Annotated in this window: 13 protein-coding genes; 5 read left to right on the top strand and 8 right to left on the bottom strand. The window is 43.5% G+C overall.

Annotated features, from left to right (window positions below; all coding sequences use genetic code 11):
- Window positions 1-51: 51 nt before the first annotated feature.
- On the top strand, window positions 52-426 hold the full coding sequence (locus tag RT084_RS07115) for a HopJ type III effector protein (protein WP_099808227.1): 375 nt from the start codon (window positions 52-54) through the stop codon (window positions 424-426).
- Window positions 427-550: 124 nt separating this feature from the next.
- Here the strand turns inward: RT084_RS07115 and tadA are convergent, their stop codons facing one another.
- The 3 genes from tadA to RT084_RS07100 all read right to left on the bottom strand — a co-directional run bounded on the left by tadA (window position 551) and on the right by RT084_RS07100 (window position 2455).
- Window positions 551-1114, bottom strand: a complete 564-nt coding sequence (tadA, locus tag RT084_RS07110) for a tRNA adenosine(34) deaminase TadA (RefSeq protein ID WP_312384061.1) — start codon at window positions 1112-1114, stop codon at window positions 551-553.
- 17 nt (window positions 1115-1131) lie between these two features.
- On the bottom strand, window positions 1132-1848 hold the full coding sequence (gene ung, locus RT084_RS07105; RefSeq protein ID WP_065264178.1) for a uracil-DNA glycosylase: 717 nt from the start codon (window positions 1846-1848) through the stop codon (window positions 1132-1134).
- A gap of 118 nt (window positions 1849-1966) precedes the next feature.
- Complete coding sequence (locus RT084_RS07100; protein ID WP_312384063.1) at window positions 1967-2455, bottom strand: MaoC/PaaZ C-terminal domain-containing protein; 489 nt, start codon at window positions 2453-2455, stop codon at window positions 1967-1969.
- Window positions 2456-2989: 534 nt separating this feature from the next.
- Between RT084_RS07100 and nrdA the strand changes: the two genes are divergently transcribed.
- Both nrdA and RT084_RS07090 read left to right on the top strand, forming a co-directional pair.
- Window positions 2990-5278, top strand: a complete 2289-nt coding sequence (gene nrdA / locus RT084_RS07095) for a class 1a ribonucleoside-diphosphate reductase subunit alpha (protein WP_313098662.1) — start codon at window positions 2990-2992, stop codon at window positions 5276-5278.
- A gap of 196 nt (window positions 5279-5474) precedes the next feature.
- Window positions 5475-5651 (top strand): hypothetical protein, encoded by a 177-nt coding sequence (locus RT084_RS07090; protein ID WP_282841887.1) that lies wholly within the window; start codon window positions 5475-5477, stop codon window positions 5649-5651.
- On the opposite strand, the gene RT084_RS07085 is transcribed toward RT084_RS07090, so the two are convergent.
- Window positions 5648-7411 carry a mechanosensitive ion channel family protein gene (locus tag RT084_RS07085; protein WP_313098658.1) on the bottom strand — a complete coding sequence of 588 codons (1764 nt, stop codon included), beginning with the start codon at window positions 7409-7411 and terminating at the stop codon, window positions 5648-5650. The genes RT084_RS07090 and RT084_RS07085 overlap by 4 nt on opposite strands.
- A 202-nt stretch (window positions 7412-7613) precedes the next feature.
- Here RT084_RS07085 and RT084_RS07080 point away from each other — a divergent pair, with 202 nt between their 5' ends.
- Entirely contained in the window at window positions 7614-8051 is a 438-nt protein-coding gene (locus RT084_RS07080) for an HIT domain-containing protein (protein WP_036601311.1), read from the top strand.
- Between the two features lie 39 nt (window positions 8052-8090).
- Window positions 8091-9440 carry an adenylate/guanylate cyclase domain-containing protein gene (locus RT084_RS07075; protein WP_312522249.1) on the top strand — a complete coding sequence of 450 codons (1350 nt, stop codon included), beginning with the start codon at window positions 8091-8093 and terminating at the stop codon, window positions 9438-9440.
- Window positions 9441-9564: 124 nt separating this feature from the next.
- On the opposite strand, the gene RT084_RS07070 is transcribed toward RT084_RS07075, so the two are convergent.
- The 4 genes from RT084_RS07070 to recJ form a co-directional block, all read right to left on the bottom strand.
- The gene (locus RT084_RS07070) at window positions 9565-11802 is read right to left on the bottom strand and encodes an NADP-dependent isocitrate dehydrogenase (protein WP_313098653.1); all 2238 of its coding nucleotides are present in this window, start codon (window positions 11800-11802) and stop codon (window positions 9565-9567) included.
- Window positions 11803-12185: 383 nt separating this feature from the next.
- Window positions 12186-13226 carry a TerD family protein gene (locus tag RT084_RS07065; protein WP_313098649.1) on the bottom strand — a complete coding sequence of 347 codons (1041 nt, stop codon included), beginning with the start codon at window positions 13224-13226 and terminating at the stop codon, window positions 12186-12188.
- 52 nt (window positions 13227-13278) lie between these two features.
- Entirely contained in the window at window positions 13279-14349 is a 1071-nt protein-coding gene (locus RT084_RS07060) for a helix-turn-helix transcriptional regulator (protein ID WP_313098646.1), read from the bottom strand.
- Between the two features lie 278 nt (window positions 14350-14627).
- Complete coding sequence (recJ, locus tag RT084_RS07055) at window positions 14628-16406, bottom strand: single-stranded-DNA-specific exonuclease RecJ (RefSeq protein ID WP_313098643.1); 1779 nt, start codon at window positions 16404-16406, stop codon at window positions 14628-14630.
- Between the last annotated feature and the right edge of the window lie 189 nt (window positions 16407-16595).

Here is a 16595-nt window from a genome sequence, read left to right as displayed (position 1 = left end):
CGATTATTTTAACCGTTAATCACCTTATTTATTTTGACTTTTGGAGTAACTATGAGCGCTATTGATAAGCTAGAACTATCAAAACTATTAGCTAAACTAGAAAACAAATCGCTAGATTTTGCTTCCGTGCTAGCTATCATCGATAGTTACTATGACTATCGACCAACTGAGTTTAACAATGGCGAAGTGCACAATGCGGCGGGTGAAAATGAAGGCAGTGCGAAAGTGTTTGGCTTTGCCCTACTCAACCATTTGACCCAACAAGATACGCTAAAACTGTTTGCTGAGCACTATGACAGTGTTAAAGCAGAGCCGAAAGGTACGAACCATGCCAATATCCGTAACTTTAGCTTTTTTGGCTGGCAAGGCTTTTTGATGCAGCGTAACTGTTTAACGCCAAAAGCATTAACACCAAAAGCGTCATGACATTCTCTAACATGCTTTAGTCTAAAAATCTAACTGTTTTTTGCGTCAAACAAGGCAGCCGATGGGTTGCCTTTTTTTATCCAATATTTTTTATTTTAAAGAATGGTTTTGAGAGACTCATTGGTTATTGGTTTGCCCTTAACTGCTCGCGCATTTGTTTTTTTTGCTCACGGCGATGGCGAAAAAAATCCTGCAACAACGCGCGACTTTGCTCTGCCATCACGCCTTGTTTTACGGTCAAAAAATGATTATAAAACGCCACTTGGCTAAAATCCTGTTGGCTGACAATCATGCCTGCTTTCGGCTCTGTCGCTGCAAACACCAAGCGCGACACTCTGGCGTGAATAATCGCTCCTAGACACATGGTGCAAGGCTCAAGCGTGACAAACAGTTCACAATCCGCTGGCAGACGGTAATTATCAAAATATTGACATGCCTGCCTTATTGCCACGATTTCGGCGTGGGCCGTGGCATCATGACTTAAAATCGGTTGATTGTAGCCTTTGGCTATGATGGTGCCTTGATGCACAATCACCGCACCCACTGGCACTTCGCCCCTCTCTCCGCCCTCGGCTGCAACGTCAAGCGCCGCTTGCATAAAGGCGTCATCGCTGTCATAAAAGCCTGTGTCACAAAATTCTTTTTCATAAAAGCTGCTTTCACAACAGTTATGTTCACTAGCACCCATTTTTTATACCACCCAAACTACTGTGGCAACTGCCAATCTATTGGGCTTTTGCCGTGAGCTATCAGATAATCATTGGCTTTGGAAAAAGGACGCGTGCCAAAAAAACCACCCCGATTGGCGCCAAGCGGTGATGGATGCGTGCCTGTAATGATTAAATGCTTAGAGGTATCAATAAAACGGCCTTTTTTCTGTGCGTAACTCCCCCATAGGATAAAGACACAGTGCTCGCAGTGCTGATTGACAGCCTCAATCACTGCATCAGTGAATGTTTCCCAGCCAATACGCTGATGGCTGCCTGCCTGCCCTGCTTCTACGGATAACATACTGTTGAGTAGCAGCACCCCTTGGGTTGCCCAATGGGTCAAATCGCCATGTTTTGACGGGGCGATACCCAAATCGGCGGCGAGCTCTCGTAAAATATTTTGTAGACTCGGGGGTTTGGGGATGGCTTTGGGCACAGAAAAAGATAACCCCATCGCTTGTCCCGCGCCATGGTACGGGTCTTGACCCAAAATCACTACTTTAACCTGCGACAAAGGCGTCAAATTAAACGCATTGAACATCTGACTACCCGAGGGATAAATCACTTTTTGCGCATGATATTGATCTCGCAAAAACTGGCGAATCTTATCCATATTACTGCTCGTTAGCTCTGTCGCCAAGGCCTGCTTCCAGTCGTCCGGCATTTTGACATTGGCTAAAATTTGTTGTTGTTCAGGCGTTAATGTTTTCATGGTTTATCTGCTATCAAAAAATTATAAAAAAAGCCAAAGAATCTCTTGGCTTTATTGTAGCAAATAATTGTCATCAATAACTGCAACACTTCTATGTTGTCTACTCTATACCGGCTGATTATTCTGTGAAGGTTTGACGCAGGGTAAAATCGTCTAATTTTACCGCTTCACGGCTGCTTTTTTCAGTAGGGGGAATTACTTGTGCTTCGCCTGTCACTACCGCTTTACCCTCTTGATTAGTCACTTGGCAATCTAACACCACCCATTTTTTGCTATCGTCTTTACTTTTCACCGTCAAGGTCGCGGTTAAGGTATCATCGATATGCACAGGACGACGGAAAGACAAACTTTGGTCCAGATAAATTGTCCCCAATCCTGGAAATTTGGTACCAATCAAGGCTGATAATAGACCTGCTGTCCACATACCATGCGCAATCACACCTTTAAACTGGCTCTGCTCGGCATACTCATTATCGAGATGCGCTGGGTTGTAGTCATGGGTAACAAGCGCAAATGCTTTGACATCATCTGCGGTCACTTGGCGGGTCATGCTGGCAGTTTGCCCGATAGTTAATTCATCATAGGTAAAATTACTAAAAGTTGTCATTGTCCGTCCTTTTTTTGTTGATTGATTTCATAAAAAACCACGATTGCAAAATCGTTTTAATGGTTTGACTATAGTTTGACTATAGCATAAATTTTTCAAATTTTTATGACAATGACTACGCATTCATGAATCCATCTGACTTTAACAATTACAAATTTTTTATCTTTTTGCTTGACTTGATGAACTGCTAATAAAATCAAGCGTCTAGGATTTTTGCAGAAAAATAGGCAAAAAATTGAAAAAAATACAAGCTAGAATTACAAATTTTTTTAGGCTATATTGTGCGAAATAATAAAACAACCCCTAGATATAGTATTTTTTTGCAAAACCTTGCAATAGTACGGCAATGACTTTGCGATGCTATATACGTGGTGTAGCTTTGGCTCAAAAGCGGTATTTAAAAGCGGTACACACACTCACTATACTTTCGGTTAGCTGTTTTACTGGGCATTTTTATCTCACCACCTCTCACTCAGCGCCTTTTTAATACATACAGATATGACGTTGATAAACAGGTAAAAAAAGGAACGTATTATGACTCGTACTGAAGACATCCTCGTGCAAAAACGCGACGGGCGTTTGGAAAAAATTGATTTGGATAAGATTCACCGAGTCATCGAGTGGGCAGCAGAAGGGCTCGATAATGTGTCTGTTTCGCAAGTAGAAATCAGCTCACACATCCAGTTTTATGACAAAATCACCACCAAAAGCATCCATGAAACCATCATTAAATCAGCCGCGGATTTGATTTCTGCGGCAACGCCTGATTATCAGTATTTGGCAGCGCGATTGGCAATTTTTCATTTACGCAAAATCGCGTTTGGTCAATTTGAACCGCCGCATTTGTTTGACCATGTCACCAAACTGACCCAAGAAGGTCGTTACGATGCCCATATTTTGCAAGACTTTAGCAAAGAAGAATTTGATACACTCAATGACTATATTGACCATAACCGTGATTTAAGCTTTGCGTATGCCGCCGTCAAACAAATGGAAGGCAAATATTTGGTGCAAGACCGCGTCAGCAAACAAGTCTTTGAAAGCCCACAATTTTTATACATGCTCGTCGGTATGTGTCTGTTTGCCAGTTACGACAAACAATATGACAAGGCCGCGCGATTAGATTATATCAAGCGCTTTTATGACACCACGTCCACTTTCAAAATCTCACTGCCAACGCCAATCATGTCGGGCGTGCGTACCCCATCGCGTCAGTTTAGCTCATGTGTACTCATTGAATGTGATGATAGCTTAGATAGTATCAACGCCACCACCAGTGCCATCGTGCGGTATGTGTCACAGCGTGCCGGTATTGGTGTCAATGCGGGTCGTATTCGCGCATTAGGTAGTCCTATTCGTGGCGGTGAAGCGCAGCACACCGGCTGTATTCCTTTTTACAAACTATTCCAAACTGCTGTTAAATGCTGCTCACAAGGTGGCGTGCGCGGTGGTGCAGCGACCTTGTTCTACCCGATTTGGCATTTGGAAGTGGAAAATCTGCTGGTGCTCAAAAACAACCGCGGCGTGGAAGACAACCGTGTTCGCCACATGGATTATGGCGTGCAAATCAATAAAACCATCTATACCCGATTGATTAAAAATCAAAACGTGACCCTGTTTTCCCCATCGGATATACCAGGTTTGTACGATGCTTTTTTTGCCGATCAAGCCGAGTTTGAGCGTTTGTATGAGCAATATGAGCAAGATGAATCCATTCGCAAACGCAGTGTGCCCGCGCAAGAGTTGTTTAGCCTGATGATGCAAGAGCGTGCCAGCACGGGTCGTATCTATGTGCAAAACGTTGACCATTGCAACACCCACAGTCCGTTTGACCCAAGTGTCGCGCCAATTCGCCAATCTAACCTATGTATGGAAATCGCGCTACCAACCCAACCGCTTGACAACATCAATGATGAAAGCGGTGAAATCGCCCTTTGTACGTTATCAGGCATTAACTTGGGTGAAATCAACCAATTAGAAGACATCAAAGAGCCCGCGGAACTGATCGTGCGTGCGCTAGATGCCTTGCTTGACTATCAAGACTATCCTGTCATCGCTGCTAAAAATGGCTCTATGAAACGCCGCACGCTGGGTATTGGTGTCATCAACTACGCCTATTATCTTGCCAAAAACGGTACCAAATATTCAGATCCTACGGCGCTCGGTTTAACCCATCGCACTTTTGAAGCCTTACAGTACTATCTGTTGGTGGCGTCAAACAAACTGGCTAAAGAGCAAGGCGCGTGTCCTGCATTTGGCGATACCACATATTCACAAGGTATTTTACCGATTGATACCTATAAAGCAGATATTGATGCGATTTGCAATGAGCCGCTACAACTCGACTGGGAAGCACTGCGTCACGATATCAAAACTCACGGTCTTCGCAATTCAACCTTGACCGCCTTGATGCCATCAGAAACCTCTAGCCAGATTGCTAACGCAACTAATGGTATTGAGCCACCGCGTGGTCTGGTATCTGTCAAAGCATCAAAAGACGGTATTTTAAAACAAGTGGTGCCTGAGATTGATAAGCTCAAAGATCAATACGAGCTATTATGGCAAATGCCAAATAACAAAGGTTACTTGAGTCTTGTGGCGATTATGCAAAAATTCATTGACCAAAGTATCTCAGCGAATACCAACTACGACCCAACCAAGTTTGAAGATAGCCGTGTACCGATGAAGGTGATGATTCAAGACTTGTTGATGGCGTATAAACTGGGCGTTAAGACGCTGTACTATCATAACACCCGTGATGGCGCAAATGATGCCCAAGACGACCTTGAAAATGGCTGTGCTGGCGGGGCTTGTACTTTATAAGAGAGTATTTAGGGATAATACTGATGGATTATCCCTCGTTTTTTATTCCGTGATTTATGTTCAGTAAAAACAAATAAAAATGGCATAACCCATTAAATTGATTACTTAAATTATTTCGATGTAACATCTAGGCTTTTATGATTAAAAGCCTAGAAATTTTCATTGCATGGATTTTTATTACATAGGATGTTTGAACTTGAAAAACCCATTAATTGTTTATGCCATTTTATTCATGAACCTTACCTCGTGTGCTTCTTTGCCGCAAACATATGACAGTCCGATTCCTGTCTATGTGGACTTGGGTGATGCCACACCTGCCACCACCCTGCCCAATTCAATCTCAAAAGCCAATGCCAAAACTATGAGTCACTAAGGCTTGGTATCAGGCTTGTCCGATTGTGCCAGTTTTTCTGACGCCGCCCCTTTATCTTTTACAGGTACAGTATTAGCAAAATTTGAATAGGTAACATCAATCGGTTTGCCCATCATCACACGGCTGGTCGGTAACGCATTTTTGAGTCCCACCTCTTTCATCATCTCCGCGATTTTTAAAATCATATCAGTTTGTTTTTGATTAAAATCCATCGCCCCTTTCACATTGAGATAGCATCGCACTTCAACCAGATAAGCGTCTTGCTGAGTGCCAGAGATACGCACTTGATTCCACACACTGTTGGTGTCCGGATGATTGGTGATATAAATTTGTGTTTGCTCCATAAATTCACGTAATTTATCAATGTCGCTATCGCGCGAGATATAGAACACTTGCGAAAAATGAAACATATCGCGCTGAGAGACATTTTCAATGCTCATCGATGAGAAGTTACCATTGGGAATCGTCACCACTGTGCGATCGGTGGTGCGCAGACGGGTGGAGCGGATACCGATGTCCTCAACCGTACCTTCTTGCGTGCCAAAGCGGCAGTAGTCGCCCACATTGACAGGCTGGTCAGCAACGACCGATACGCTGCCCACCAAGTTTTCAATCGTTTTTTGTGCACCCAATGCCAACGCCACACCACCAATCCCCAATGCGGCAATACCTGTGGTTAAGTCGTAGCCTAGATTACCCAAAATCACAATGATCGCAATCGCAATCAAAATCAATTTTACCACTTTTCGCAGCAGATTTAGGACAGATAGCCGCTCTGGATGATGGTTATTGCTGGCATAGTTTTCTGCACGTTTAAAAATCAAATCCAAAATTCGTAAAATCAACCATACCATGGATACCCAAGATAAAATATCGGCAAGGTTGGACGCCATATTACGCACAACCAAATTAATACCCACCAAAATCATCGCTTCTTTGATAATCAGCGCCGTCAGCACCATTGCGGCAGGTACGACCACGCGCCCATCAATCGGAAATTGCTTTTCTTTATCTGGGTGGGTCGCTAGATAAATTCGCGTGATAATCATATATAAGATTTGGCTAATCAATAGACAGGCGAGATAAGTCGCTATCATGAGCGCAATCACTGCCGCAATATGCCCAAGACTATAGCCTTTAATATCTTTCTCAATCCATTGTTTGGGAATGTACTTTTCTACCAGTGTCGGCTGGGTAACCTGTGATAACGACGCCACTTCTTGCAAGGTTTGTCGTGAAATCAGCCAAATATAGGTGCCGTTAGATTGTTTGACACGCTGCATTAAGATATCAATACTCTTTTTGTCAGCGTCGGGATTGTTGATTTCCCCTACCTTATCGAGATTGGGCGCTAGTTTGTCATCGAGATTGCCGGTAGGGTCATTGCTAATTTGTAGCTGCTCGTTGATACGTCCGCCGCTATCGAGTGCCGATTTTAAAGATTCGAGCGTACCACTGGGGTCTTTGGTAGAACTTAAATCCACATAACGGCTGGCGAGCATCCAATCACTTTTTGCCAAGGCTTGAATAAAGCCTTGCACGCTGCCGCGCGGGGTATCACGCCCAAAGGTGTCTTGTGGGGTTGCTGTGCCGCTGGCGCTACTGGCTGATTTGCTGCTATCAGCCGCCCATACAGCGGTGGGTTTGACACTGGTGATAACCATGAGTAAAGCAAACAATGCCATCATAAAACAACGGCGGTATAAAGATGGTGCATCAGCATGACGCTGACATTGGTTAAGAGACTTTGACAACGGCATAAACTTCCCAAAATTTGTAAAACGCTCAGACATAGTTAGGCTAAATAAACGGCCTTGATTTATGTTTTAAGAAATCCTAAATTGCAATGCGCTTATTCTGAATAAAGTATTTCGTCTTGTAGGTATAACTGCTAAAATACGCGCATTATTTGATTTTATCAGTTTTAAATTCCAAAAACACTTTTAAATGCATTGAGTTATTATGTTTAATTTACATCCGCAACTAGCAAAAGATACTTTTTTGGTGGGCGAATTTCCGTTATCTACTTGCCGCTTGATGAACGACTGTCAATTTCCTTGGTTGATTCTAATTCCGCGTGTACCCGGTATCAAAGAATTATACGAATTATCCGCCAGTGACCAAGCCCAGTTTTTACGTGAATCCAGCTGGCTATCAAGTCAGCTTGCCAAAACTTTTCAAGCCGACAAAATGAACATCGCCGCGCTTGGCAACCAAGTGCCGCAATTGCATTTTCATCATATCGTGCGCTACCAAAATGACATTGCTTGGCCTAATCCGGTATGGGGTAATCCTGCTATCCCTTATACCCCTGAAGTGCTCAGCCATATGCAGCAGACACTGATGATGGCGCTGCGGGGTCATCGTGATATGCCATTTGATTGGCAAATGAACGTCTAAAAAAAATTTTACTACGAGGCACGAGGTAGACAAACTAAATTGCGTGAATCCATTCAAGGTCTTTCGACCAATCTAAAAAGTCCGAAATTCATTGAACTGGCGGCATTTTTTATTTTATTGCTTACCTTAACCTCTCTTGATGTACCGCCTATTTATCATACGCTCAGTATTTTGCTGTTGGTAGCAGGCGTTATTGTCACTGCTTTGAGTGTTATCCGGCCCCATCACTATATTACTTCAGCCAGTGTATTAACCCTGATGGCGTTGGCAACGGGTATGTTGCAGTTTAACTATATCCCAAGCCTTGCGTTATGGTTGTTGATTTTGATTCGTCTGATTTTTTCAGATACCAAACATACTGTTTCGTTGGTATTATTAACCGTAGCAGTGGGTCTACTTAGTCTGATATCTGCGCATTTTTTATTACCCGCCATTAGTTTGACCGCCAAGCAAGAAGATATTTTAAATTTTGTCATCGTATTTACCGATATCTTGATAGTTGGTTATCATATCTGTTCTCTGGTGATTCGCTTACGCCAAAAAAATCAAATGCTTGCGCAGCAACAAGCACGGATTGATACCTTGGTTAATGTGACCAATAAATTAACCCGTTTTTTGCCGCCCCAGATTTGGCAACCGATTGTCAAAAATAACACCAAGGTTGAAGTCATTAATCAACGGCGCAAGCTAACTATTTTGTTTTCGGACATTGTTGGTTTTACTGATTTGTCGGATCATATTAGTCCCGACCATTTAGCCAATATTTTAAATACTTACCTTGACCGTATGACCCAAGTGAGCCAAAAATATGGGGCGACCCTCGATAAGTTTTTGGGAGATGGGTTATTGTGCTATTTTGGTGATATGGGTGGTAGTGACCGTGATAACGCCATTGCTTGTGCCAGTATGGCCATTGAGATGCGCCGTGAAATGGAAGTGCTGCGCCACCAATGGCGATTACTCGGTTTTGAAGGGCTGCATGTACGTATGGGTATCAATACAGGGTATTGTTATGTCGGTAATTTTGGCAGCCGCAATCGTATGACTTATACCGTGGTTGGAAAAGAGGCCAATTTTGCCTCTCGCCTTGAATCTGCCGCGCAAAACAATCAAATTTTGATGAGTGAAAGTACGTTTAATTTAATTGGTCATGTCCATCATTGCCAAGCCGTGGGGCAATTTAAATTTAAAGGCTTTCAAGATGCCATGAATGTGTGGGAATTGCTTGAACCCAAAAGCGAATCAATGCAACAAACCGATTGGGTGGACTTTAGCTTGCCTGGGTTTAACCTACATTTAAATTTTCATGATATTCGTAATTATGATAAAAATGATATTACTAACCAGCTAAAATCTGCATTGGCGCTTGTCGAAGAAAAGCAAAAATAATGATATTGACGGTTTTTGCTCAGCTATATTCTTAGCTTAGCTATGTTTAACCATTTACCGACACTAAAAACCAGATACTAAAAAAGCCGAAGCATCCAGCTTCGGCTTTTTTTATACTATTGAATTAGGCATCAAACGAAGCCAATGCTTGGTTAAATGTCGCACTTGGGCGCATCACTTGGCTTAGTTTTTGTTGGTCTGGTTGATAGTAACCGCCAATATCCGCGCCTTGACCTTGAACATCATTTAATTCAGCAACGATTTTGTCTTCATTTTCTGACAATGCTTGAGCAAGTGGCGCAAACTTGGACTTAAGCTCGCTATCTTCCTCTTGGTTTGCCAATTCTTCTGCCCAATATTTGGCTAGATAATAATGGCTACCACGGTTGTCGAGCTCACCGGTACGGCGTGATGGTGATTTGTCGTTATCCAACAATTTACCCGTTGCCAAGTCTAGAGTTTTTGCCAGTAATTTTATCCGTGAATTGTTTTCTTTAATGCCTAAGTCTTCTAAAGATACGGCAAGCGCCAGCATCTCACCGAGTGAATCCCAGCGCAAGTGGTTTTCTTCAACCAACTGCTCGACATGTTTTGGGGCTGAACCGCCTGCCCCTGTTTCGTAAAGACCACCGCCTTCCATCAATGGGACAATTGATAGCATTTTGGCTGACGTGCCTAATTCTAAAATTGGGAACAAGTCAGTTAAGTAGTCACGCAAGATGTTACCTGTGACTGAGATGGTGTCCAAACCACGCGCCACACGCTCAAGGGTATAACGCATCGCACGAACTTGAGACATGATTTGGATATCTAGCCCTGTAGTATCATGCTCTTGTAAGTATTTTTTAACTTTCTTGATGAGCTCATTTTCATGTGGGCGGTATGGGTCAAGCCAGAAGATAGCTGGCATGCCTGAGTTACGTGCACGCGTCACTGCCAGTTTTACCCAGTCACGAATTGGCGCATCTTTGACTTGACACATACGCCAAATATCGCCTTCTTCAACATTTTGCGACATCAATACTTCGCCGGTCTCAATGTCAGTGATATTGGCAACGCCTGCCTCTGGGATTTCAAAAGTTTTGTCGTGAGAGCCGTATTCTTCCGCTTTTTGTGCCATTAAACCTACGTTTGGTACGGTACCCATGGTCGCTGGGTCAAAGTTGCCATGCCATTTACAGAAGTTGATGACTTCTTGGTAAATACGGGCAAAGGTCGATTCTGGCATCACTGCTTTACAGTCGTAAGGCTTGCCATCGGCTGCCCACATTTTACCACCATTACGAATCATCGCTGGCATTGAGGCATCTACAATGACGTCATTTGGCGAATAGAAGTTATCGATTCCCTTCGCTGAGTCCACCATCGCCAATGCGGGGCGATGTTCTTGACAGGCATGCAGGTCACGGACGATTTCTTCACGGATAGTGGTCGGTAGGGTTTCGATTTTTTCGTATAGTCCTGCCATACCGTTGTTAACATTAATACCTAGTTCGTCAAAGGTTTTGTTCCATTTTTCGAATGCATCTTTGTAGTACACTCTCACGCAGTGACCAAATACGATAGGATGTGACACCTTCATCATCGTGGCTTTGACGTGTAGAGAGAACAGGATTTTACCTTCGCGGCAATCTTCTAGCTCTTTTTCATAAAACTCGATTAAGGCTTTTTTGCTCATAAACATTGAGTCAATCACTTCACCGTCTTGTAGGGCAACTTCGGGTTTTAGCACCACAGCTTTGCCACTATGGGTGATGAGCTCCATTTTGACTTTACGCGCTTTATCAAGGGTCATTGATTTTTCGCCATGGTAAAAGTCACCTTCTTCCATGTGAGAGACGTGGGTTTTTGACCATTGTTTCCATTCACCCATTGAATGCGGGTGTTTTTTGGCATAGTTTTTTACGGCAGCTGGGGCACGGCGATCTGAGTTACCTTCACGTAATACGGGATTTACCGCAGAACCTAAACATTTACCATAACGGGCTTTGAGGGCTTTTTCTTCGTCTGTGGTTGGGTTTTCTGGGTAATTAGGAATGTTGTAGCCTTTGGCTTGTAACTCTTCAATACATTCTTGCAGCTGAGCCACTGAGGCACTGATATTAGGCAATTTGATAATATTGGTGTCTGGGTCTTGGGTCAACCGACCAAGCTCAGCAAGATTGTCGGTCACTTGTTGTTCTGGGGTCAGGTAGTCGGAGAACTCTGCCAATACACGCGCGGCAACGGAAATATCGGTTTTAGTGATTTCAACGCCAGCAGGCTTGGTAAATGTTTCAATAATAGGAAGTAGTGAATAAGTCGCCAGTAGCGGTGCTTCGTCAGTTAAAGTATAGATAATATTTGACTTTCCACTAGCCATAGAGAACCTCTTTTATATGAATGTTAATTGAGAGACTAGATGATGCATCTAGCAGCGTGAGAAATTTCACAGTAAGTATTACTAATTAGGGGATAAAATGTGATTGACCATTTTAAACGCAAAGTATACGGTTACCGCATAATGAGTCAATAATGTATCTAGGAATACCTATATTTAGGAGAAAAATAATGCAGATGCGATGTATCCCTATCGATTAAGACAATCCCTTTTTTTGTCATAGTGTACCACAGTATCACAGTGACGAATACATCCAATCACTGACAGATGCGATGGCAACATCCTCAAATGTATAAAATTTTGGCTTTAAAATTGCTTCGTTATTTTACCTCTGAGAAACAATAAGTTTACACTACATCCCCCAATCATCTGGCCGTACGTACCAATTTTTCACTCACTTCTTTTTCAATTAGCGCCATCTTGTTATTATCTAAAGGTTGATGCTCGGTATTATAGCGCCAGCTATCGGCAAAACGGGTAAGACTGGCAAACCATAAGGCCTTAGTATCAGTCGGCAGTTTGGTAAAAGCTAATTCACTAATCACATTACCTTCATCATCACTGAGCTGACAAGACGCTTCTTTCGCTTTGCTAAGCGCATAGCCGTGATAAGATGACACAATCATAACCACATGAAATACTTGGGGCGGAAGCTTACTTAAAAAAAGCACCATACTTTCTTGATTGAGGTTGGCATCATTGACCTTGGTGCTTTGATTGTTGTCAGCGTCTTCTTTGCGGTCATCGATAGCGCTAAATGGCTTTTTGCCCAATAATTCATCGCCTTGATGACGCACTGATTGCGCTTTATCACGGACATTTTTGAACCAAACAGTTTCGATTACCTCGCCATATCGGTTACAAAGCAAGCAGGATAAGTCTATATCCATGGCTTGCGTGCGTTTTTTAAATTTATTATAAAGCCCAGATTTTGGCATCTGCGTTTTCTGCCATTGCACGGTAAAATACCACTGCTTGAGTACCACATCCATATGCTCGACGGCTATACCTGAAGCTGTTTTATCATCTTCAAGCTGATCGTCTTGGGTGATTGCTAGCTGATGACTTTTTTGCAAAATCTTGTCATCAGTCATGGGGTTTATTGTTGGCGCTTTCTGTAGCGGCAAGGTGCCTGACACTACTGTCTCATTGGTGTTTTTATCGGTCAAATTGGGTGAGTTGACAGGCGCTATTATTTCAACCGCTGGGTCAGCAAACTGCGCCGAAATAATCTGGTAGGTCTCTGTGGTAGTGCTGGGTGTCAGATTGTCAGGCGATTTGGCAGATGTGATAGGTGAATCATCCGTCAAATCACTGTATAAAATCGTGGTTTTTGGCTTACTAGGCTGCTGTGAGTTGGTGTCGGTGGCAGTGGATTCAAGGGTGTTATTATCAGTATGTTTCATAAAATTCTCGAAAAATCGGACAAAGTAGTTAGTTTACTTGGGCGTTTGTTAGTTATTCGCTTATTGTTTGGGCGGTGGGTTGTTGGTTTGGCGTTTGGGTTTCAAAGACGGCGATTGATAAAATCTCAGGCTCGATTTTTCGCAGTCCTTTACCAAAACCGCGTAGCCACCATACCAGTTGGGAGGTCATGTTCACTGTGGCTGTGATATGCAATCCTTCGTCGTCTTCCCAGCTTTGCTGGTCGGTTGATAAGGGGCTTTCAAGCAAACTTGCCCCCGATAACGGATGAAACAGTAACTGCACTTGCTGCGTGGGCGGCTCGTGGTTGTTTTTTTCGCTCTCAGGCATGAGTTTTTGGAACAACGGGTAATTAAACCCCATCGCGCCTGTGTTGATATAACTGTCTAAATTAAAATCTTTCGGGGTTTGCGCATCGCTTGCGCTGACTTCCGCACTTTCAAAACGGTGCAAAGCAAATTGGCGCACATCGTTAGACGCTCTGTCTGTTCGCGAGGCAATCAAGTAAATCACCACACCACGCTGCACAATGGCTAGCGGATTTAAAATGTATTTTTGCGCTTCCTCTCGCCCACGCGCTTTATAACAGGCGATGAGTTTTTTATTTTGAAACAATGCATCATAGATGGCGTCTTTGGCGGCTGGATTGACCGATGGCGGGATGAGCGGTTGATTGGCTGACAGGATACGCACTCTATCGAGCCAAGTATTTGCCACTTTGCTTTCTTTGAGTTGCCGATTCGCTAGGTCAAACCACGGAATCAATTCATCTAAAATAGCCGGGGGTAATAGCTGGGTCAAATTATGACGCATCATACTAAACGCCACCGCTTGCGACAAATTCATGTGCGGCAAGCTTTGCATCGGTGCATCTTCACGCCAGCGCCAACCTTGTGGATTGGTGTTGTTTTTTTCAATCGGAAAACGCGTTGCCAAAGCGTTTAAATCTCGCTGAATGGTTCGCAAACTGATATCAAAACCCATCAAATCAAGCTGTTCTTTGATATGGGTTGTACCGAGCCAACGTTTGCGATCCAGCTGTGAGAGGATTTGCCATTGCCGAGCCGTCGTTGCGGTTGCATTGTTGGCAAGCGATTTACTCATGGCAATTCTCCATACGCAGGTAAAAGACAGATAGTTAAAAAACAGCCAGTTAAAAGATAGCCAGTTAATAAACAAACGGTTAAATAATAAATAATAGCTAGCTAAGCGCCAAAGCTTTATCAAGCTTTAAAAAATTAACACCTTGATACCTGCATAATTTAGCAAAATTTAGCGCAATATAGGTGATAAATTATATTAACATGTCATTTTATGTCGTTTATCATCTTTATTGGGTGTTATGGTTATCAGATTGTGTATGAATCAGCAAAAACGCTTGTCTAGAGGAGTACACCCTTTTTTACCCTTAACTGCAATTTAGTTTGTCCATTAAATAAATTTTTCTCCAGCTCATACAGCAAATGCACTTTTGACACACTGCGATTGATGGCAGACAAAGCTATCGCGTCAAAGTCAGCATTAAACCAAATCGCTTCGATAGTAAAAGGGACATCGGGATACGATAACCATAATTTTAAATGCCGCTCTTTTAACACCCGATAATCTTGCACCACAAACACCCCATCAAATATCGGTGCCACAAAACCATGTCCCCAAATAGCCAACGTCTGCAAGCTATCTACAAAATCGACCGTGAATTCACCGGCTGTCAATGCGCCATCGCTATATAACGTCTCGGCAAATACCTCATCAGCCACCGCTGCAATTACCTCATCAAACGCTTTACAAAACGGCTCAAAGTTTTTTCGTTTGATTGTCAGACCTGCCGCCATCGCATGCCCACCAAAGTGGCTAATAAGTTCGGGGTGGGTTTGCGCGACTGATTCAATGGCATCACGGATATGAATGCCTTCAATGGAGCGTGCTGAGCCTTTGATAGGATCGTTATCTTCGATCATGTCCGTATCAGCAGGGGCAAACACGATAGCGGGCACATGGTAGCTTTCTTTTAGCCTGCCTGCGACGATACCAATCACCCCTTGGTGCCACTCATCTTGATACAAAATAATACTGCGTTTGCGGTGCGTTACTTGATTTACAGCATTTTGCTCAGATGGATTCTCAAGCGTCTTTAATACACTATCGGCTTGTTGTCGCATACCCTGCTCGACTTGGCGGCGCTCTTGATTAAGTTTATCAAGCTGATACGCAAGCCGCTGTGCCTCCCCCCAATCATCGGTGAGCAAGCAGTCAATGCCAATCCGCATACTCTCCATACGACCTGCGGCGTTGATGCGGGGTCCTAAAATAAAACCAAAATCTTGAGCCGTGATATCTGCTGCCTGCCGACTCGCCTGCTCCAACAACGCCAAAATACCCACACAGCAACGACCTTGCTTGATGGCTTGGATGCCTTGGTGTACCAAGATGCGATTATTTTGGTCTAATACGCCCACATCCGCCACCGTGCCAAGTGCCACCAAATCAATATAGCGACTCACTTGGGTGGTGGATTTATTGGCTTGGCGTCTGACTTTGGCCAGATTGCCTAGCACATAAAATGCCACCCCAACCCCTACCAATGATTTACTAGCAAAATCACAGCCCAGCTGATTGGGATTGACCACGGCATCGGCGTTTGGTGTCGCCTGCGTCGTCAGGTGATGATCGGTAATAATCACCGTTAGCCCTTTGGCTTTGGCAAGCTCGACCCCGGCATGGCTGGAAATACCATTATCAACCGTGACAATCACATCAGGATCATAGGTTTCAATACCTAGCGCAACAATTTCTGGCGTCAGTCCATAACCGTACTTAAAACGATCGGGCACCAAAAACTCAACCTGCGCGCCCATTTCACGCAGCACCCTTACCATCAGTGCCGTGCTGGTCGCGCCATCGCAGTCAAAATCACCCACAATCAGTATTTTTTGCTGCGTATCAATCGCCTTGTCAAGCAGAGCCACTGCTTTTGTAATGCCTGTCAGCAAATTTGCAGGCAACATCTTATTAAAGGCGGTGTCTAAATTTGCCACATCTTGCACGCCTCGCCCAGCCAAAATGCGTGCTAATGTCATCGATGTCTGCGCCAACGGCTGTAAATCATGGGGAATCTCGTCAATATGGGTCGCACTAAAACGGGGAGTTACAGTCAACATAAATTTATCATGTTTGCCAAATAAAGTAGAGAGAATAAACTAGCATAATGAGAGTGAATAGGCAAAATTACAACAGCGAAACGGTGAAAAACATCCCATCAGCTTCCATAGTCCTCTGTGGATTTTGCATATCGTAATAATGCCACTACAAACCATTAGCATTTTTTTGCAAAAAGATGCTTATTCATA

The organism is Moraxella sp. CTOTU48717, from assembly GCF_032057165.1.
Classification (GTDB): domain Bacteria; phylum Pseudomonadota; class Gammaproteobacteria; order Pseudomonadales; family Moraxellaceae; genus Faucicola; species Faucicola tetraodonis.
The sequence above is the reverse complement of the archived record's forward strand: the minus strand, read 5'-3'. Positions and strand labels throughout refer to the sequence as shown.

Excerpts from the sequence above, each read along its gene's own strand:
- RT084_RS07085 (WP_313098658.1), bottom strand. The coding sequence starts at position 7,411 with ATGCCGTTGTCAAAGTCTCTTAACCAATGTCAGCGTCATGCTGATGCA.
- RT084_RS07060 (WP_313098646.1), bottom strand. The coding sequence starts at position 14,349 with ATGAGTAAATCGCTTGCCAACAATGCAACCGCAACGACGGCTCGGCAA.
- nrdA (WP_313098662.1), top strand. The coding sequence starts at position 2,990 with ATGACTCGTACTGAAGACATCCTCGTGCAAAAACGCGACGGGCGTTTG.
- RT084_RS07100 (WP_312384063.1), bottom strand. The coding sequence starts at position 2,455 with ATGACAACTTTTAGTAATTTTACCTATGATGAATTAACTATCGGGCAA.
- RT084_RS07070 (WP_313098653.1), bottom strand. The coding sequence starts at position 11,802 with ATGGCTAGTGGAAAGTCAAATATTATCTATACTTTAACTGACGAAGCA.
- recJ (WP_313098643.1), bottom strand. The coding sequence starts at position 16,406 with ATGTTGACTGTAACTCCCCGTTTTAGTGCGACCCATATTGACGAGATT.
- tadA (WP_312384061.1), bottom strand. The coding sequence starts at position 1,114 with ATGGGTGCTAGTGAACATAACTGTTGTGAAAGCAGCTTTTATGAAAAA.
- RT084_RS07080 (WP_036601311.1), top strand. The coding sequence starts at position 7,614 with ATGTTTAATTTACATCCGCAACTAGCAAAAGATACTTTTTTGGTGGGC.
- RT084_RS07065 (WP_313098649.1), bottom strand. The coding sequence starts at position 13,226 with ATGAAACATACTGATAATAACACCCTTGAATCCACTGCCACCGACACC.
- ung (WP_065264178.1), bottom strand. The coding sequence starts at position 1,848 with ATGAAAACATTAACGCCTGAACAACAACAAATTTTAGCCAATGTCAAA.
- RT084_RS07115 (WP_099808227.1), top strand. The coding sequence starts at position 52 with ATGAGCGCTATTGATAAGCTAGAACTATCAAAACTATTAGCTAAACTA.